The organism is Xanthomarina sp. GH4-25, assembly GCF_045363175.1.
GTDB lineage: Bacteria > Bacteroidota > Bacteroidia > Flavobacteriales > Flavobacteriaceae > Xanthomarina.
This window is the reverse complement of sequence record NZ_JBJFLO010000011.1, coordinates 31,057-52,866: the sequence shown is the minus strand read 5'-3', so window position 1 is coordinate 52,866 and position 21,810 is coordinate 31,057. Positions and strand designations below refer to the sequence as shown.

Sequence of the window (21,810 nt, the reverse complement as noted above, 5' to 3'; positions counted from 1 at the left end):
GTTTAATAGTGGACCTTGCAAAAAGACTTTCGGATCGATCTTAATCTTCATACTCCCATTGATAAAGCCTTCGGAAACCTGAATGTTTCCAGCACTTAATTCTTGAACGTTCACCTCGCCTATCGTGTAGAGAATTTCTATACCTCCAGCTGTGGCACTGGCACCTCCACTATCGATACTGAATTTTTCGATGGTTTGAGTCATTCCTAAAAAAGGCACCAAAAGGCATAAAATTGCAGAGATTGTTTTCATGATACTACTTGTTTTTATGATTCTTTATAAAAGCAATTCTAATTTTATTAATCAAATATACTTATAAAATTAAATGTTACTTTACTAATTGTTAATTAATTGCAATCAAATTATGATTTATATAGCTAAAATATCTACTGAAGATTGACTAATACCAATACAAAACCTTGTCCAGATGGTAAAGACGACATTGCCTTTCCAACTATGGCTCCTTGTGCTCTTGAATACTCCGTTACTTTCATAGCATAACCAGGAGTTGTAGAGGACGTAAGCAAATCTCCAACTTCAATACTTCCATTAGATGCATCAGCATACACATAAACTTTACCAGTTAAGGCTAATGGATGTTTACCATCGCTAGTTGCATATCTATTCTCTGGACTTAAAGTACTTTCGTCTGAAGTCATTTCTCCTCCCATTAAAATTGCTGGCCGTATGCCATTAGCGCCACTAATAATACCTGCTACTTTTTTATCATAAGGTTGATTAGACACCATCATCTCGCCAGGCTTATTTGGATCTAAACAAAGGATCATGCCTGGTTTTGCTTGTGAAGCATTAGAAACCGCATAAAACTCGGCCAAATCAGCTCCTGTAACTTCAATTTCTTGAGTTATCACTCTTCCAAGACCTAAAAAATCGGCATCTAAAGATATTCCCAATAAACCATCGGCCTTATACATTTGTATTTGCGAGCCAGTATTGGCTGTTTCTGAAGCTTGCAATTCAAGTGTTCTAAATCCACTATTCATATAATATTCCGTTTCTCCACCGGTTCCTGCTCCAGAATATCTTGTTCTTACAGTGGTAGTATCTGCATTTCTAACGTAAAGATCTTTTTGATTCACATTAAGTCCTGTTCGTCCGTGTGAATCAGTTCCAATCATAAGTCGATCGGTAATTTGAGCTCTTCCATTAAAATATGCGGCATATCCCTGTTCACTATTACTATATGTATATATCCCATAACTACCAGGACCAATGGCATATCCATATAGTGCATAATGAGCTCCTGTACCGGCTGAGGATACGTTTGAGTAAATACCGTACATATTACCCGAAGCCCCAGTTGTGTTTAAATAATTATATATTCCGTAAGTTGGAGACGTAGCATTTTGGGAACTCACATTATTGTACAAACCATATTTGACTCCTATTCCATCGGATGTGGTATTATTGTAAATCCCATATTTAGAACCAATACCAGGATAATTGTTTTGAAAGTATGCCGAATATGTTTGGTCATCACTTATAACATGCAATTTTCTTGTAGGATTATTAGTCCCTATACCAACATTACCATTTAATCGGTGAATTCCGTTTCCATTATCTTCCCATTTGGATGTACTTGGTGCAGAGAGTGCATAAGGCACAGCTTTAAATTCGGTAGTACCCATATCTTGCAATCCGTCTCCTGTATTAATCTGCACATTTAAAAAATGGAGATTTCCAGCCCAATCAATATCATTAAAAACACCACTTAAAGGATTTCCTTCTCCTATATTAATTATAATAAGTCCGTTATCATCTGTAGTTGGTGTATGAGATTCTTGGTACGCAGTAGGTCCTACTGCGCTGGTAGAATGAATTGTAAACTCAACAACAATAAGGTCGTTTGCAATAACATTACCACTATTGTCTTTTACAACAGCTTTGTAATTAATGCCATTTTGAGCAAAACTTGTAAATGAAATAATTAAAATAAGTAGTAATAAGGTAGTGTTTTTCATAATTTAATATATTGATTAGCAACTAAATGTAATTGTATCTTGCAAGAAATTCATAAAAAAATGTATTGTTGGTCTATTTCCTTGTATGAATGGTAATAACTTTTTTTTTAATCTATAAAATATCTTTTGCGTTAAGTTATTGTTTTAGCTTTCACCAAATTTCTTTTATTTTTTAAAACTTCTATATAACATATGTAACTAAACATATCACTATTGTAACAATTATGGAGACGTGTTGTTTTCTATACGTTCTACACGTTCTAACAAGGCTTGAAATTGATTTTCTTGTTCTATATTTTTTTGTTTCTCACTAGTAATTAATTTTTGTTGCGCATCAATAACCTCTTGTTGTTCTTGAATGGCTTTTATTAATACAGGAATCAATTCTGTATAACTCACACTTAAAGTTTTATTTTCGTCATCTGCTGTGTGTACAATTTCTTTAATAACTGACTGCACATCTTGAGCAATTAAACCTAAAGATTTATTTTCTTGGTCTGGTTTTGCTATCCAGTTATAAGCTTTTGGTTGTAATTGTAAAACTTGGTCTAAACCATATGGAATGGATTCTATATTGTTTTTTAATCTAATATCACTACTATGTACGACACTTCCATTTACTAACACATTACCATTGCCTAAAATAGACATGATATCTCCAGCAGCTGAATGATAAAAGTTGAGTCTATCTGTTGATGGCGTATCGCTTATACTTCCTGCAATAGTCCAATAACCCGGTATGAATGAAGAATTAGAAAAACTGAGTCTTGCATAATCACCAGAGGTTTCTCTAATATTAATTTGTGGAGAAGTCTGCGAACTGGCATGATCGATATCTAATTTGGCATTTACAAAAGAACTTTTATTAATGCCTATATGACCATTTTTTAGAACAGTAAAGGCGTTACTTTTATTACTATTACTTGTTCCATTTCCTATTATAAACAGAGGGTCTGTTGCTATCCAAGATGTTGCGTTACCACTTCCTGTATTATACCTGCCAATTACTGTTGAAGCATATGCTGTTGCTGTTGTATTGTATCCCATTGCTGTAGAATAATTTCCTGTTGCACCACGTTCTAGACTAAAACCACTACTATAACTTAAATCTATGGCATTATTTCCTATAGTACCATAATAAGCTGGATTTCGCCCTATTATTCTATGACCTGTATTACTACCTTCTGTTAAAACTTCAAGTCCTGAAGATGTTAAATTTGCATCTGCATATTCCTTTGTTATTAAGGCTTTGGCATCAGTAATTTCATTTAAATCAAAACTTGGCGCAGTAATGGTCCCGTTTTTTAAAACCGTTAAGGCGTTACTTCTATTTACGCCACTTGTTCCATTTCCTATTTCAAATAATGGATTTGTTGAAATCCATGATGTTGCGCTTCCTCCTCCAACATTATATCTACCAAAGGCTGTAGAAGTATAAGATTCTGCTTGAGTAACAAATCCCATAGCTGTAGAGTATTTTCCAGATGCTGTTGTAAAAGCACCTGTAGCTGTAGAAAAATCTCCCGAAGCGCCATATACTCCAGATGGATTAGAACTCGAACTTAAATCCACAGCATTTTCTCCTATATTATTATAATTAGCAGGATTTTTATCTTTTAAACGCCATCCTACTCCATTACCTTCATCTATAGCTTCTAGACCCGTGACATTTGCAGCCTTTTCAGCTTGAATAGCATAAGGAACTGCCATAAATTGTGTGGTTCCTAAATCTGTTAAGCCAGAACCCGTATTAATTTGCACATTTAAAAAGTGGTCGTCTGTTCCCCAATCTATATCTGTAAATACATCAGATGTAGTGCCTTCACCTATATTTACAATAATAAGTCCGTTAGCATCGGTCGTTGGTGTATGGGTTTCTTGATAGACGTTAGTAGCTTGTTGGTAAATGATGAATTGAACATCAATAGTTTGATTGGCTACCACATTACCTATATTATCTTTTACAATGGCTTTGTAATTAATGCTTTGTTGGGCATAACTTGTTAATGTGATACAGAATGCGATTAAAAGTGATAGTTTTTTCATAATTGAATTTTATTTAAGCTATAAGCCGATAATATATAAATAATAAAATAACTAGTCACAGATAATGTATAGTTGGTGGAAAATCTCACTTAATTGGTCACTTTTTTATTATAACTAAAATCACTTATACTTAAACATAACTACTTATTTAATTGATTTGAAGTTTTAAGCTACAAGAGTTTGTATAAATTATACCATTATCTCCACAATAGTATATTCTATACCCTAAAACTATTGTAATTATTACTCGTTATTCCAAGATAACACTTTCTTATCTAATTCTTGAAGATGCTTTTTTATTTCACCTAATTCTTTCTTCAAAGATTCATTTTCCTCCTTTAGCATTTGTATGGTGTCGTTAGTTTCATTACTTGTTCTCGATGATGAGCTAGTTGAACCATTAACTACATTATCAAGTTGCGTTAAACCACCTGGTGTTTTGCCATAAAAATGGCCATCGAAATAGAATATCGTTCCATTATCTTCAGCCGCACCATTAGTGTGACCAAGCTTAAGGGTTCCATTGATATATACATTTTGACTTTTTACTTCCATAGTGTTATATAGTGCATTATTGATATTAATACCCCATGAACTAGTAGTCTGGTTATAAAAGGTATAGGCAGCTGGAACACCATTTACACTATATCCATAAAATGGTTTAGAATATAACCCTCCATCAACATCGATATACATTCCTCCAAATGTATTGACCTTTGTTGACTTAATCGTTAGGTCTGTATACTGGTTAAGCTGTGTATTTGTATTAATAGTGACGTCACCGTTAAGTATAGCCCCTTCGTTAACTTTAAGCGTTGTTTTTGCTACCAAGTTATTCAGAACATGTGTAGAATCTGGACTTACTTTTAATTTATCACCTTCAACATATAATCCCCAAAAGTTTTCTATTCCATTGTAATAATGCCAAGACTTTCCTGCATTTCCAACTGCATAACCATAAAATGGTATCGCAGCATTCGTACCCAATGAATTCACGTACATGCCACCATAGCCTTCACTAGGCTGTGTTAATGTAAAACTTGCAGCTCCTATCTGAGGACCAGAATGATTGAGCCTCATGTTTCCAGTGATGTCAATATCACCATTTACTGTTAATAAATTCGTGTCAAAATCACCATGTATTAAAGGGGTGTTTGTATCTGTATTTGCAATGTATAATTTGTTACTGCCTGTTTCATTATATCCAGCACGATATCCTAAAGCGACGTTTCCTTCTCCTGCAGTATTTGAAGACAGGGCTTGATATCCTACTCCAACATTCCTATTAGAGGTGCCGTTATCCTGGGCACCAGCATCTAAACCTAAAAATATGGAGGAACCATTTACGTCAGATTTCCCATCGTCTAAATCGGCTATTTTAGTAGCTGTATTTGCGGCACTTAAAGCATAAGGTACTGTCATAAACTGTGTGGTTCCCATATCTGTTAAACCAGAGCCTGTATCTATTTGTACGTTTAAAAAGTGATCGTCTGCACTCCAATCAATATCTGCAAACACATCTGTGGTTGTACCAGATCCTATTGTTACTATAATAATTCCATTAACATCAGTCGTTGGTGTGTGTGTTTCTGTATAAACAGCACTACCATTTGCGGTGGCTTCACGTATTTGAAACTGCACACCAATAGTCTGGCTGACTAGAATATTGCCTAAATCATCTTTTATAAGAGCTTTGTAGTTAATGCCTTGCTGTGCAAGACTTGATATTGTAATTAAAAATGCAATGATTAGTGTTATTGTGTTCTTCATAATGTTTTAGTTGGATGATTTAGATTCTATAAGTTCAATTCTAGATAATAGTGCTTGGTAATTTTGCTCTATACTTTTTAATTGAGATTTTTGATGACAATTATCTGTATTAAGTGTTTCTATAATACTTTGTTGTTCTTGAATAGCTTTAATGAGTACAGGAATAAGTTCTGAATAGCTAATCCCTAAAGTTTTATCGGCATTGTCTTTAGCAGTTACAATTTCTTTAATAATGGGCTGAACTTCTTGAGCTATTAATCCTAAAGATTTATAAGTTTGCTCTCTGTCTTTCCAGTTATAGGCTTTGGGTTGAAGTTGCATGACCTCATTGAGCCCGTATGCCAGAGTTTCAATATCTTTTTTTAACCTTTTATCTGAAGCATGGATTGTAGCACCATTTTGTCTGATCGCTCCTCCTTCACTCACCGAAAAGACTTCATTACCATCTCCATTTCTAACAATAAAGGAACCCGATTCATTGTCATTATAATCTAACTCTACAATTACACCATCATAGCTTCTAATGTAAAAATCACTACTTCCGTATTGTGGATCGGATGAGATAATCGCGTCATCCTCGGCATTAGCGTTGGAATCTCCACCAAGAATAATATCAGGATTTTGACTATTAGATGATCTAGTATATAGACCAGCATCGTCACCTCTAAATAGTCCTCCATATACACTTGCATTATTCACATAAAAACCCACGGAACTTCCACCACTTACATGAATACCGAAACCACTTCCATTAATTATCTCAAGACCATTTGTGAAGCTATTTAATCTCATTCTACCAGTTTTAAAAACAGTCAAAGCATTAATTCTATCAATATTAGAGGTTCCTCTACCAATTTCAAATACTGCGTCAGAGATGCTCCATTCTGTTGGGTTTCCTCCACCCATATTATAGCGTCCAATAGCAAAAGAACCAAAAGCATCTGCATTATTATTTAATCCAAAAGCCGTGGAGAAATTTCCGTTAGCATCATTTGAAGCTCCAAATGCTGTAGAACTTGTACCGCTTGCAATATTAAATTGTCCAGTAGAAAAGGAATAAGAACCAGAAGCTTCAGATGATACTCCAAAAGCAACAGAAGAACGTCCTGTGGCTCCTCTTACATTACTTTCAATTGGCTGGCGACTAAGATCAATTGCGTATTCGCCTATACTGCCAAAATTATCAGGATTACTATCAATTAGTCTCCAACCATTACCATTTCCCTCATCAATAGCTTCCAATCCTGTAACATTTGCTGCTTTTTCAGCTTGAATAGCATAAGGAACATGCATAAACTGCGTCGTGCCTAAATCGGTCAAACCATCTCCCGTATTCACTTGAACATTTAAAAAATGATCATCGCTTGCCCAATCAATATCTGCAAACACATTTGATGTTGTACCTTCTCCTATATTTACAATAATGAGTCCATTAGCATCTGTGGTTACCGTATGTGATTCTTGATAAACATTGGTTTGTGCTGCACCTTGCTGAATGATAAATTGTACGACTATAAGGTCGTTTGCAATGACGTTACCAGAATCGTCTTTTATAATAGCCTTGTAGTTAATGTTTTGTTGGGCAAAGCTTGACAATAAACTAAATAGAATAATAAATACTGTAATATATGCTTTCATAATATTTGACTTTTAATTAGTTGCCATTTCTAGATTTAACTATTACAGTTTATAAAGAACGAATTGAAAGGTTGTTGGCGTTATAGTGTCCGAACTATTAAAAACACGAACTTCCAGTTTATTATTTAAATAAGTTAATGTTGAAAACCGAGGATTGCCACCATAAGGTACAATGGTACAAGCACTATTAAATACAGTTAAATTTTCGTTATCAACTGTTATTGTAATGACACCAGAACTTATGGTAGCAGAAAAGTTTCCAGTACCACTTAATACATTTGCATTAGACTCAATAGTACCATAAGCAATAGGCATCATATTTGCAGTACCTGTACTTGTATGATTTAATTCGCCATCAAAAATAGCATCACCAGTATCCATTACTTTAAATGCTGTATTCGAATTTGTTTGTGTGCCATTACCAACCATTAATATGGCAGAAGCATCTTCACTATTCCATGCACCTAAAGCAAAAGAGTTGTCTCTAGATGCTACCGTATTATTGCCTACAGCGAAAGAATTATCTCCGACGGCAATTGTTTCCTTTCCCGTTGCAGTTGAATTCTCACCTTGTGCTACTGTGCTCGCTCCCATTGCTGTAGAAGTAATTCCTGAAGCTAAAGTATTATTACCCATAGCAATAGAAGAACTCCCTAGTGTTTCTGTATTATTGCCAATTGCTATTGAAGCAAAACCAGTTGCTACAGAAGCAAAACCTAGCGCAGTTGATCTTTCTCCATTGGCCACATTGCTACTACCAATTGCTGTAGAATATTTGGCATGAGCTTCAGAATATGCTCCCATTACAGTAGAAGATTCACCTAATGCTTTCGTTACAAATCCAGTAGCAAAAGATCTTTTTCCAGTAGCTCCATTTTCAGCAGAGCTAGCACCGGAAATGCTTAAGTCTACAGCATCATCTCCAATTGTTCCATAATAGACCGGATTTCTAGCTGTTAATCGCCAGCCATCATTACCATTTTCAGTAATTTGTTCTAAACCAGAACTTCTTAAATTTACATCTGCATATTCTTTTGTTATTAATGCTTTATCATCTGTAATTTCAGAAAGATCAAAACTTGGTGCAGTTATTGTTCCGTTTTTTTCAACTACAAACGCAGAATTTCTAGAAATATCATTTACACCATTACCTACCATAAATTGTGCTTCTGCATCATCTATATTATAAGCACCAACTGCCATAGATGAAGTGGTTGAAGCGACTGTTCCTGATCCTAAAGCAGTCGAAGCATAGCCTAAAGCATTAGTGTTGTTACCTGCAGCAAAAGATTGTCCACCATAGGCTATTGTTCCTGAGCCAAAGGCTGCAGAATAAAAACCAATATTATCAGAATTCCATTCATCACCTGTCTCAATTGAAACTTTACCAGCTCTAAAAGCACCATATTGTCCACTAAAAAAGAATTTAATATCGTCGTTTTCTGTTGTTGGGTCATCGTTAATTTGATGATTCCCAATAATAAAATCAACAGCATTTCCAAGACCTGCATTTAAGGTTAAAGCATTTTTTCTTTCAGGAACATCGAATCCAGGGGATCCATTTCCAACTGCAAAAATTGTATTTGCATTTTCTACGTTATAGGCTCCAAATGCAGTAGAATTATCCCTTGTGGCTAAAGTATTATTTCCCATGGCAATAGAATAAGAACCAGATGCTTCGGTTTCAAGACCACTAGCTAAAGAAGCAAAACCAGAGGCTCCATTAGTAGTTGAAGGTGAATGTGAATAACTCAAATCAACTGCTTGATTACCAATAGATCCAAACAAAGATAGATCACGCCCTTTTAATCGCCAACCAATACCATTGCCTTCGTCTAGCGCTTCTAGACCAGTTACATTAGCTGCAGATAAGGCATAAGGCACAGCCATAAACTGAGTGGTACCCAAATCTGTTAAACCAGTCCCTGTATCTATCTGAACATTAAGAAAATGGTCGTCTGCACTCCAATTGATACTTGAAAAATCATCAGAAGTAGTACCTTCTCCAATATTTACAATAATGAGTCCATTAACATCTGTGGTTGGTGTATGGGTTTCTTGATAGACATTGGTTTGTGCTTCACCTTCTAAAATACTAAACTGAATTTGAATTAAATCGTTAACAACCACACTGCCAAAGTCATCTTTTATTAAGGCTTTGTAATTAATGCTTTGTTGAGCATATGTTGCTAATGAAATTAATAATGTTAGAAGTGTGAGTTTTCTTTTCATGTGATTCCTTTTTGTATTAATAAACTTGCTGGTTTTTTAGTTTATTTTTTTATCAGTTTTCGATGAGTTGTATGACCATTAGATGTATTAATCAACCTAATGAGATACATACCTTCTTGTAGATTATTCAGATTAGTTATTTTTAATTGTGTGCTTTCTAATGTTTTAATCGTGTTTATGATTTCCTTTCCGTTTAAATCGTATAAGATGATTTGGAATCTGTTATTTAATAATTTGTTTGGAATTACAAACGTTACCTCTTGGTTGAATGGATTTGGAAAACTTGTAATAGCCTCTAATTCATTTTCTACTATTGTTAGAGTTGGATCATCTACAGTTACCGTTGCTGTACATTGTACACTGTTACCATAAAAGTCTGTAATTGTTAATGTTACTGTATTTTCTCCAACATTTGATGAATTAAAACTTGAAGGGCTGACTTCCATAGTATCAATACCACAACTATCATACGATCCATTATCAATATCTGTAGCTAATATGGTTGCATTACCTGTTTCATCCAGTTGAATGGTAATATCTTGAGTTAGACACACTGGACTGATCGTGTCCTTGTCATCTTCCATCCCATTACAATTTTCATCAATGTCATTACATTCAATTTCAGTAGCGTCTGGGTTAATCGCATTATTAGTATCATCACAATCTAAACTATTTTCTACATAACCGGTTGGTGTGGTGCAGTCTTGAATCGGATTATTAAAATCGCCATAGTTATCTCCATCTGAATCAGCATAATAGGTGTTTGTTCCAAAAATTGTGATACTGAAAGTTGTGTTATTTGAATTTCCAGAGTCATCAACGGCTGTTATAATAATTTCCTGAGTTGTTCCATGATTACTAATAACCGTTCCTGCTAGAGGTGATTGAGAAATGGTATTTACTGAACAATTATCGGAAATGGTTACCAAACTGGTATAATCAGGAATTGTGAAATCACATCCAGATGTTGGTGTCACATTAAAATCGGACACGGAAGTTAAACTTGGAGGTTCGTTATCTATAACTGTTATAGTAAAATTATCTGAATACGAATTGTTGCTACCATCAGTCACAACATACGTTATTGTAGTAATTCCTAAAGGAAACGTGCTGCCATTTGTTAAACCTATCGTTTGAACAAAACTCATAACTGAACAGTTATCTGTAGCTGTTGGTTCTGTCCAATTTACTATTGCTCCACAAACTCCTAAATCGTTATTAACAGATATGTTTGAAGGTAATCCTACTATACTAGGGTTTTCGGTGTCTGAAATAGTTATTAATGTTACATCAGATACTGAGTTTCCAGAACCATCCGTATTTGTATAAGTAATAGTAGTTTCGCCTAATGGAAAGGTATAAGTACCTATTTGCCCTGATCCAATATCACTTATAGCTCCTGACATTATCCACGATAAATTACTTTGACAATTGTCAGCTAAAGTTGCATCTGGAATTATTAAAGTAGCGCTACAGTCTCCGTTTGAAGTATCTGTATTTATATTTCCTGCCGAACTAATACTTGGTGCAATAGTATCTTCAACCGTTACAATAGCTGTTTCGGTAGTAGAATTATCACTGCCATCTGTAACGGTTAACACAACTGTATTTTCTCCTAGATGGCTACAATCGAACGTCGTGATATCAGTATCGAAAGTTAAAGGACCACAAGCATCTGTTGAGCCATTATTTACAGCATCTTCAGCTATAGTTGCATTTCCATTAGCATCTAATTGAATGGTTATGTTTTGGGTAATGATAGTTGGTGCTATAGAATCTTCAACTGTTACAATAGCTGTTTCGGTAGCAGAATTATCACTGCCATCTGTAACGGTTAACACAACTGTATTTTCTCCTAGATAGCTACAATCGAACGTCGTGATATCAGTATCGAAAGTTAAAGGACCACAAGCATCTGTTGAGCCATTATTTACAGCATCTTCAGCTATAGTAGCATTCCCATTAACATCTAATTGAATGGTTATGTTTTGGGTGATAACTACAGGTACAGTTTCATCAATAACCGTAACTGTGCTTACACAACTATTTGTATTTCCATAAGAATCGGTTGCAGTAAAAGTAACATCGTTTTCACCTAAATGAGAGCAATCAAACGCACTTATATCAATTTCCGACAGAACGATTCCACAGTTATCCGTTGAAGCCGAACCTACATCATCAGCAGTAATAGACCCATTTCCGTTAGCATCTAACACCACTTGAATGTTTTCGCAAATAACATTTGGAGGAGTAATATCACCTATAAGACCTTGCAAAGGTGTCATATTAAAAATAGGATCTTCCTCCGTACCATTATACTCGTATATATTGACATAATAATTGGTTAATTGTTGCAATAAATTAGGTGGAGCCAATTCTCCTGAACCTTTAAAAACAATAAAACCATTGCCAATAGCATCTCCAAAACCATAATCAAAACTTGCAGTATAATTTGTCGCATTTACTGGTGTCGTGTTTAAAAGCGATTCGCTTAAAATAACGATACGGCCTTCGCCATTTCCACCAATCCAATCTAATATCACATCACTATCACAAGGAGGTGTGTAATTTAAGTCACTACAAATAACTGTTGGTGGATTAGGTGTTGCTTGTGAAGCTGTACTTCCAGGTGTTAGATACAATTCACCATTTTGATTGATGGCATATTCAAAGAAAGCAAAATGATAATTGGTTGATAAATTTAAATCTGATAGCTGAAATTCATCGTCTGTACCATTGTATACCACAAAATTATTTGTGCCTATTTCTTCTCCGACACCAAAACTACCATCAGCCAAATAAGTTGTAAAATCTGATGGTTCTACATCAACTGGCGTGCCTTCTTTAGCAACAACTAAACGTGAAGAACCATTTCCTCTAGTAAATTTAACAAGCATAGAGGTCGCTCCAATATCTTCAAATTCTATATTAGAGACTTGAATGGTTGGTCTTTCTCCATAAGTTTCGGCTTCAAACGTATATCCAGGTCTTAAATAGGCTTTTCCAGAGCTTCCATTATATTCAAAAAGCGCAAAATGATAATTAGTTCCTGGTTGTAAATTATACACATTATCTGAAATGGCTGTTCCACCATACAAAACGTAATTTCCAGTTCCTATTTCATAATTTGAATTTCCATAACCTCCACTAAAGTTGCTATAACTCACTAAATCTTGTGGTTCTACATCAACTGGATTATTTGCACGTGCAATAAGTATACGTCCAGAACCATCGCCATTAGTCCAATTAACATTAAAGGATGTTGTGGTTTTACTATTAATAAAAATATTATTTGTTTGTACTGTTGGATAAGAAACTGTTGCCTGACTTGTTTCGTAAACCGGATCTCCATTAGCATCATTGTTTATTAAATAATAGGTATTTGTACCAGAGCCATTATACTCAAACACTTTAAAATGATAGGTTGTATGTGGTTGTAAATTAGTAAGTGTATGACCTATGTTACCATTACCACTAAATACCACAAACTCATCGGTTGCCAATTCATAACCAGTTCCAAACACTGTATTAGCAGTATATTCAAATCCATCTATGGGAACTGCTGTTACTGGACTTCCTAGTTTAGCAATCACGAGTCTTTTCTCACCATTTCCTCTTTGGCTACCACTTAAATAAAAATTAAACCTATTACCATCTATACCATTAAAAGTCATGATATTAGCATTGATTGTTGGATAGGATTGCGTAATTTGATTAGCAATTGCGCCTGGGATTGGATTGATTGTTGAAGATGAAGTTAAATATAGCTTTCCGTGGCTCCCATTATATTCATAAAGTGCAAAGTGGTAAGTAATGTTGGGTTCTAAATTGAATAAATCAACACTTGTTCCACCTCCAGCATATAATACATAATTACCTGTGCCTATTTCGTAAGTCGAAGTACCAAAACCACCACGATAATTATTATAATTCACTAAATCTTGTGGTTCAATATCTACTGGACTATTGGCTCGTGCAACAAGAATACGACCAGCGCCAGAACCATTGGTCCAACTAACCGTCATACTACTACCTAATACATTGTTAAAAGTAATATTACTAGCTTGTGTGACAGGATAACTAAGGGTGGATTGACTAGTCTCAAAAACAGGATCTCCATTACTATCATTTGTTGTTAAATAATATGTTTCTGTACCGGTCCCATTATACTCATACACTTTAAAATAATAGGTTGTATATGGCTGTAAATTAGTTAGTGTATGACCTATGTTACCAGTACCACTAAATACCACAAACTCATCGGTTGCCAATTCATGGCCGGTTCCAAACGTTGTATTAGCAGTATATTCAAATCCATCTACGGGAACTGCTGTTACTGGGCTTCCTAGTTTAGCTATCACGAGTCTTTTCTCGCCATTGCCTCTTTGGCTGCCACTTGAATAGAAATTAAACCTATTGCCATCTATACCACTAAAAGTCATGGTATTGGAATTAATTGTTGGATAGGCATTTGTTATTTGACTAGACGTGGTTCCAGGAATTGGATTGATTGTTGAAGATGAGGTTAAATATAACTTTCCATTACTTCCATTATATTCAAAAAGTGAGAAATGGTAGGAAATGTTGGGTTCTAAATTGAATAAATCAACACTTGTTCCACCACCAGCATATAATACATAATTACCTGTGCCTATTTCGTAAGTAGAAGTACCAAAACCACCACGATAATTATTATAATTTACTAAATCTTGTGGTTCAATATCTACTGGGTTATTGGCCCGTGCAACAAGAATACGTCCAACACCAGAACCATTGGTCCAGCTAGCTGTCATGCTACTGCCCAATACATTACTAAAAGTGATATTACTTGCTTGAGTGACAGGGTAGCTAAGGGTGGATTGACTTACCTCTAGAACTGGGTCTCCATTACTATCATTTGTTTTCAAATAATAGGTATTTGTTCCTGAACCATTATATTCATATACTTTAAAATAATACGTAGTATATGGATTTAAATTAGTTAGCGTGTGACCAATATTACCTGTACCACTAAATATTACAAATTCATCTGTAGCTAATTCATGACCAGCTCCAAATGAAGTATTCCCTGTATATTCATAACCATCTACTGGAATAGCTGTTACTGGACTTCCAAGTTTAGCTATTACTAGTCTTTTTTCTCCATTTCCTCTTTGACTACCACTAGAATAAAAATTAAACCTATTACCATCTATACCACTAAAAGTCATGGCATTGGTGTTAATTGTTGGATACGCAAGGGTAATTTGGTCAGCAATAGCTCCTTGAGTTGGATTGGTTACAGATGTAGAAGTTAAATAGACTTTTCCGTTACTTCCATTATACTCATAAAGCGCAAAATAATAGGTCGTGTTGGGCTCAATATTAAAGATGTTAACACTTGTTCCCCCACCAGCATATAACACATAATTACCTGTACCTATTTCGTAAGTACCATTCCCGAAACCTCCACCATAACTATTATAATTCACTAAATTTTGTGGTTCAACATCTACAGGGCTATTAGCTCGTGCAATAAGAATACGTCCAGTACCAGAACCATTGGTCCAACTAGCTGTCATGTTACTGCCCAATACATTACTAAAACTAATATTACTAGCTTGAATTGAAGGATTAGTAAGTGTGGCTTGATTACTTTCAAGATAACTGGATGTTAAATATTCCGTTGAAAAATCACTCCCATTAAACTCAAAAATCTTAAAATAATAGGTTATTGAATGTGTTAATCCCGTTATTGTAAAATTATTAGAAGTTCCTTCATAAACAACAAATTCACCTGGTGCAATCTCATTTCCTACACCAAAAGTACCAGCAAGGTAGTCCGTTCCATCAATAGGAATAGCAGTAACTGGAGTATCTGCTTTTACAACCATAATCCTTTTTGCGCCATTCCCTCTTGTAAAATTCACACTAAAACGGTTCCCATCAACACCTGAAATAGACAAATTACTAGAAGGTGTCGTTGGTGCTTGCGCAAAAACACAAGTTGACCATAAACTAAACAAGCTTAATAATACAATAAATGGTATTGATTTTAAAGTGGTTAGTCTTTTCATAATAATTATTTTAAAGTTGTAATAGAAAATGAGTTTATGATGAAAAGTCAGCCAAAACTCTTTCATGTTAATGTTGAAACCTGAAACTTTAATAGGTTTAAATGTTCTTTAAGGTAAAGCTTATAATTAATTGAGTTACAATTAAAATTATTGTCTCACCCATTTCTGGATATTACCTGCTCCACTGTTGTTTACATCAATTCTTAAAGTATCTGCAGGGCCTAATTCCATTTCAGCTGGATAATAATTATCATCACTACCTAATTCTTCATATATAAAACTATTACCATCTAAAGCATAAATATCTTTCCATTTAATATCATCAATATTAAAATCTGATAATGCAGCATCTGTCACTGTTCCTGTAACTTCATCCACTTCAATTACAATTCCGTTATTAACAGGGTTATTGCCTCCAACACGAATCCATTCGCCTTGCAAGACTTCCAAATACACACTTTGAGGTGTGAAATTAGCCTGACGTACCCATTTTTGTATATTTCCTGCTCCTGAATTATTTACATTGACGCGTAAAGTATCGTCCACTCCAAATTTTATAGTTGCAGGATAGTAATTATAGTCGCTTCCAAGCTCTTCATGTGTGTAATTTCCAGAACCTTGCCCGACAATATTATACCATTTAATGTCTCCAATCATAAAACCTGATTGTTGGGGATCTGTAATTTTCCCCAAATCTGTATTGACATTAATTTTCATGCCATTATTGACAGGGTTATTCCCTCCTATTCTAATCCAATCTCCTTGTAAATCATCCAATGGATATGTTTGTTGTTGCTCTTCCTCATTAGGATCAAGAGAATCTGTCGTACAAGACACAGCTAAAATTGATAGTAGTGCCATAAATAATGCTAAATGAGTATTTTTTTGTAATGTTTTCATAAGTGTATTATTTTAATTGTTTACATGAATTTTTTATAATCTTTTGTGTTTAATGAAAAATCAGTTTCATCCAATGCCACACATGTCATTTTTAGTGTTTCTGGTTTCTTTTTTGTGGTTACAGTCATGTCCATTTCAAGCATTAAACCATCCACATCTTTCATCCATTCTTGATTGGGATTGTTTTTATTATCCATATTATAAAAGCCTTTTGGAAACGTAATATCTGCTTCTTTAGTAATCCAAAAACTTCCGTGAAAATCTTTACTAGTAACTTTATATTCTCTACAGGTGTAGTTAAGTATGATTTTAGTATTGTTAGTTTTTTCAATTTTTACATCGTTATTAGACGATTGATCGTCGTCCACAAAGTCGTTTAGATTTAAAGATGTGGACATCAGCATTTTTCTTCCGCCAGCCTCGGTAAACATAAACATGGTTGCTTTATCTAAATCCATAACGTTTACCATGGTGCTGGCATTTTCAATAGTGTTACCAAAATAATTAGCATCTTTAGCTAAGTAATACGTGAAGGTTGTTTTGTATTTATCACTTTCCATTTGCATCACATATTTATGTGAAAAATTATAGATGCTTTCTGGAGTTTTATTATTTGTAGTTTCAGCCTCTTTTTTAGAAGGTTTAGATTTTTTAGAATTATTTCCTTCAAAAACGGAGTCGAAAGCTTTATCTGTTTCTTTTTGGGCCTTTTGCTCTACTTTTCTATCCAAAGCTCGTTCTGCAGAGTTTGCTGCTTTATTAGCCAATCTATCAAAGATTTGCGCCTTTGCTGTAAATACGCAAAAAACACAAATAATGATTGTTAGTATATTTTTCATAATATCTGTTTTTTTTTAATTGTTTCAAGTTTTTTTTATTAATAATAAATGCTACAAGTCCATAGAGAAACTATCTGCCTGTAGCTTTTAAATTGTTGTATTTTCATTTGATAATCTTAACCGATTTAATGACTTTATTATTTAATAAAATCTTAAGTTCATATTGCCCGTTTTTAAGATGGTCGATGTTTAAATAAATTTTATCGTCTTCTTCTTTTTGGCTGTTTGAAATACTTTTCATTCATCTATTCTTTAAGGAGTGATAAATGTATAGGAGAGTTCAACCTTTGAATACCAGATATGTTTCAAAAGTTAGAAGATATGTTTCAGAAGCTTTAAATTTCCTTATTTATTAGGAATTCGAGATGTATTCGCTTGGAGTTGTATTGTATGTGTCCTTAAAACATTTTATAAAATATGAAGGTGTGTTGAATCCAACTTGATAGGCAATTTCAGATACCGTAGCATCCGATTTTTTAAGAAGTTCTACTGCCAGTTTTAATCGTTGAGAACGTATAAACTCACTAGTTGTCATTCCTGTAATGGCTTTTAATTTTCGGTGTAGTTGTGTTCTACTTACATGCATGTATTTGCTAAAAGCATCGCTTGTAAATTCAGAATTGGTAATATGTTTATCTAAAACTAATTGCATTCGTTTTAAAAACTCTGCTTCTGTAGAGGTAATAGCCAATTCTGGATTAATACTTAAGGTTTTACTGAAATGTTTTTGAAGTTGCTGCCTACTTTCTATAAGTTTTTTAACTCTAATTTTTAATTTTTTGCTATTAAAAGGTTTTGTAACATAGGCATCTGCTCCAATTTTAAGTCCTTCAATTTCATTTTCTTCACCTACTTTTGCTGTTAGTAAAATAACTGGAATATGACTGGTAAGTTCGTTAGTTTTAATAGCATGGCATAATGCGATACCATCTTGAACAGGCATCATAATATCGCTAATAATAATATCTGGCAGGTTTTTTTGTGCTTTTTCCTCACCAATTTTACCGTTTGCAGCCTCAATAATTTGATAATCTGTTTTAAAGGTTGAAACGATGAAAGTACGAATATCGGTTTCATCTTCTACAATTAAAACTGTTGGCTTATCTGTATTTATATTTTTATTATTGTCTGAAAATTCAGGACTGTTTGGTTCTTCTGTATTAAGAATTAATTCTGTTTCATTAAAAGCCGTTTTATTAACTGGTAGCGATATGGTAAACTGAATTTTATTATCGTCAATATTATTTGCAATAATGGTACCCTTTGATAATGTAACTAAATCTCTAACTAATGCCAAGCCAACACCTACACCTTCAGATAATGTATTATCCTGATAAAAACGTTGGAATAATTTGCTTAAATCTGTTTTGCTAACATGTTGTGTTTCATTAATTATAGATACAACTAGCATACCTTCTTGTTTATTGGCTTCAAACTGAATAACACTCTCCTTTGGCGCATACTTTACAGCATTAGATAATATGTTTGAAATAACTTTTTCTATAATATCCTTATCGTACCAAACCAGGTCTAAATTCTGAATTTTAGATTTTATTTCCGTTTCATTTTTATTTGCCTTATACTGAAATGCGCTAACTATTTGTTTTAACAATACTCCTAGATTGCCTTGTGAGACTTTTAGTTTAATCTGTCCAGAATCTAACATGGATAAGTCCAGCATCTGATTGACAAGTTTAAGTAGTCTATCTGCATTTTGTTTGATCAATGACAATTCTTTTTTATCGGATTTTGAAAGTTCTGGTTTAGCCAATTGGTTATCAATAGGTCCCGAAATTAATGTTAAAGGCGTTCTAAATTCGTGTGAAATATTCGTGTATAATTTTGTTTTTAATTCGTCTAATTTTTTTAAACGTGCTGTTTCTTCATGCTCTAATCGTAATTGATTTTTAATGTGCCAACGCCACTTCAAATAATTATAAAGACTTAAAATAAAAATTATAAATAATAACAGATAGGTAATTTTAGCCAACGTATTTGCATACCAAGGTTCTAAAATTGTAAAAGAATACGTATCTGGATTGGTGTTCCAAACACCATCATAATTGCTTGATATTACTTGAAATTGATAATTATTGGGTGGTAAATTGGTATAATGCGCTTTATTATTATTTCCAGATGAAATCCACTGTTCGTCGTTATTAATTAATCGGTATTGGTATTGATTTCTTTCTGGTTGCGAAAAATGTAGCGATGAAAACGTAAAAGTAATGGTGTTCTCGTTATATTTTAATTTTAAATGGTCTTCTAATTTTCTTTTTTTGTTATAAACCTCAAAATTAGTAATGACTGTTTTTGGCTTTGTTGGATTAAATTCTAATTGATTTGGGTTAAACCAATTTAAGCCTTCTAAACCACCAAAATATAACGTGCCATTGGCATCTTTAAAATAGGCTCCTGTATTAAATTCAAAAGCTTGCAAACCGTCGTAATTACTATAATTCTCTAATGTTACATCTTGATTTTCAATATGAAATTTTGAGATTCCCTTATTAGAACTCAACCACAAATCCCCTTGATTATCTGGTAAAATACCATAAATAACATTGTTTGGCAACCCTTGTTCTTTGGTATAAGTTGTGACTTTTTTTGTAGAAATTTGATATTTAATTAAACCATTCCCATTGGTGCCTATCCAAAGGATGTCTTTATTAAAATATAAAGATTTTATTGGGTTTAAAACAATCTTAATGTCTTCTATAGAATTTGTATTGGTGTCTAATCTAAATACGCCTGCATCTTCTGTTCCAATCCAAAATGTATTTAAACCTCCTTTTTCAATGGTACGAATGTTATTTGATGTTAAATTTGAGTTTTCCTGATTGAATTGTTTTATAATTCCTTTTTCAGGATCAAATAAAATCAGGCCATTATTCCTAGTACATAACCATAACTTTCCTTCTGAAGCTTCATATATTTTCCAAATAGTAAACGACGCTATTTCTGAAAAAGAAACCATGTCTCCTGTCTGAGTTACTTTTTGAAGTCCATGTGTTTGATGTCCAATCCATAAATCTTTATTATAGTACAACAAGCTCATAATCCGGTTGCCGCTTAAATTCGAATTATCGGTTGTAAACGTAATAGGTTCTTGATTATTAGTGTTTATTTTTGTGAGTCCTTTTCCTGAAGTTCCTAACCAAATATCATCATCATTTACTGCAATAGCACGAATTACATCAACATGAATATCTTTAGGCATTTGATTATTAGTCAACACATTAAATTTCACTAAATATTCATCAAAATAACTTAATCCTGCACCATCTGTGCCCAACCAAATGGTTCCTGTAAAGTCTTTAAACAAACACAAAACATCATTATAATGCAAAGCATATGGATCGTTTTTATTAGCTAAAAAATGCTGTATGGTTTCTTGTTCAAAATCAATAATAAAAAGCCCTTGTCCATAGGTAGCCAACCATAATTTTTGATATTTATCAACTAATACATCTTGTATCATTAGATTCGTAGGCAAAACATCTGTTGAAAAACCTTTAAATTGTTTAAAAGCATCATCCGTTTTATGCTTTACAAATAAACCATCGCTAAAGCTGCCTAAATAAAGTGTTTCATCTATCGATAGAGCCAAGGAGCTAAAATTAGTGTCTTCAAAACCTGGAATTTGTTTAAAGTTATAGGCGTCCCCTTCAATGGTTAAAACACCTTTTGAAGTTGCTGCTAATTGATGCTCCCCATATTGAATAATATCGTAAGTATCTATTGTTTTATCTTTAGTTTGAAGCAACTGGATAGTATCTTTAGATTGATTATCAATCTTAAACAAACCACTTCCATAGGTTCCAATAAAATAATCTAAATTCTTATTTTGAAAAACAATACTTGAATTTTTAAACGTATTAAAAACTTTAAAACTATCTGAAGTTATATCATATTTCTGAAGAATTCCGGAATTACTGATAATCCAAAGTGTACCAGATTTATCTGTGTAAATTTTTCCTAACTTACTAAATGTTGGCCGTGTAACATCTTCAAATTGAATGTTGTAATGTGTAAACTCTCTCCCATCATATTTATTTAATCCATCTTGTGTAGCAAACCACATAAAACCCAAACTATCTTGAGCTATACTAACAACACTATTTTGTGAAAGACCTTGAGCAACTGTTAACTCCCTAAACGCTACTTGCTTATTACTTTGCGCAAAAGCAACACAAGAAAAACAACATATAAAAAGTATTCTAAAGTAATTCATCAATTAAGAGTTAATTACTTAAACATACTAAAAAAACTGTTGATAAAAAAAGTTATAAAACAGAAGTGAATATAGCAGTCATTAATTGTGTATTATTTTTCATTTTTATAGAG

At 33.6% G+C, this 21,810-nt stretch carries 10 protein-coding genes and 1 pseudogene; all 11 read right to left on the bottom strand.

What is annotated here, in order from left to right; genetic code table 11:
- Window positions 1–252 (bottom strand): annotated as a pseudogene (locus ACI5KZ_RS14275) (hemagglutinin protein); the annotation flags it as partial.
- A gap of 134 nt (window positions 253–386) precedes the next feature.
- On the bottom strand, window positions 387–1,982 hold the full coding sequence (locus tag ACI5KZ_RS14270; protein WP_406848010.1) for a hypothetical protein: 1,596 nt from the start codon (window positions 1,980–1,982) through the stop codon (window positions 387–389).
- A gap of 222 nt (window positions 1,983–2,204) precedes the next feature.
- Window positions 2,205–4,028 (bottom strand): tail fiber domain-containing protein, encoded by a 1,824-nt coding sequence (locus ACI5KZ_RS14265; protein WP_406848009.1) that lies wholly within the window; start codon window positions 4,026–4,028, stop codon window positions 2,205–2,207.
- Window positions 4,029–4,271: 243 nt separating this feature from the next.
- A complete protein-coding gene (locus ACI5KZ_RS14260) occupies window positions 4,272–5,798 on the bottom strand; it encodes a hypothetical protein (RefSeq protein WP_406848008.1) in 1,527 nt (508 codons plus the stop codon).
- A gap of 6 nt (window positions 5,799–5,804) precedes the next feature.
- Window positions 5,805–7,436 (bottom strand): tail fiber domain-containing protein, encoded by a 1,632-nt coding sequence (locus ACI5KZ_RS14255; protein ID WP_406848007.1) that lies wholly within the window; start codon window positions 7,434–7,436, stop codon window positions 5,805–5,807.
- A 42-nt stretch (window positions 7,437–7,478) separates the two neighbouring features.
- Window positions 7,479–9,668: a hypothetical protein gene (locus ACI5KZ_RS14250; RefSeq protein WP_406848006.1), complete on the bottom strand. Its 2,190-nt coding sequence runs from the start codon at window positions 9,666–9,668 to the stop codon at window positions 7,479–7,481.
- Window positions 9,669–9,709: 41 nt separating this feature from the next.
- A complete protein-coding gene (locus ACI5KZ_RS14245; protein WP_406848005.1) occupies window positions 9,710–15,724 on the bottom strand; it encodes an HYR domain-containing protein in 6,015 nt (2,004 codons plus the stop codon).
- A 147-nt stretch (window positions 15,725–15,871) separates the two neighbouring features.
- Window positions 15,872–16,624 (bottom strand): hypothetical protein, encoded by a 753-nt coding sequence (locus ACI5KZ_RS14240; protein ID WP_109310162.1) that lies wholly within the window; start codon window positions 16,622–16,624, stop codon window positions 15,872–15,874.
- 20 nt (window positions 16,625–16,644) lie between these two features.
- Window positions 16,645–17,463 carry a DUF4412 domain-containing protein gene (locus tag ACI5KZ_RS14235; protein ID WP_109310163.1) on the bottom strand — a complete coding sequence of 273 codons (819 nt, stop codon included), beginning with the start codon at window positions 17,461–17,463 and terminating at the stop codon, window positions 16,645–16,647.
- A gap of 103 nt (window positions 17,464–17,566) precedes the next feature.
- Window positions 17,567–17,704 (bottom strand): hypothetical protein, encoded by a 138-nt coding sequence (locus tag ACI5KZ_RS14230; protein ID WP_165815853.1) that lies wholly within the window; start codon window positions 17,702–17,704, stop codon window positions 17,567–17,569.
- A gap of 111 nt (window positions 17,705–17,815) precedes the next feature.
- Window positions 17,816–21,697 (bottom strand): two-component regulator propeller domain-containing protein, encoded by a 3,882-nt coding sequence (locus tag ACI5KZ_RS14225; protein WP_406848004.1) that lies wholly within the window; start codon window positions 21,695–21,697, stop codon window positions 17,816–17,818.
- Window positions 21,698–21,810 lie beyond the last annotated feature (113 nt).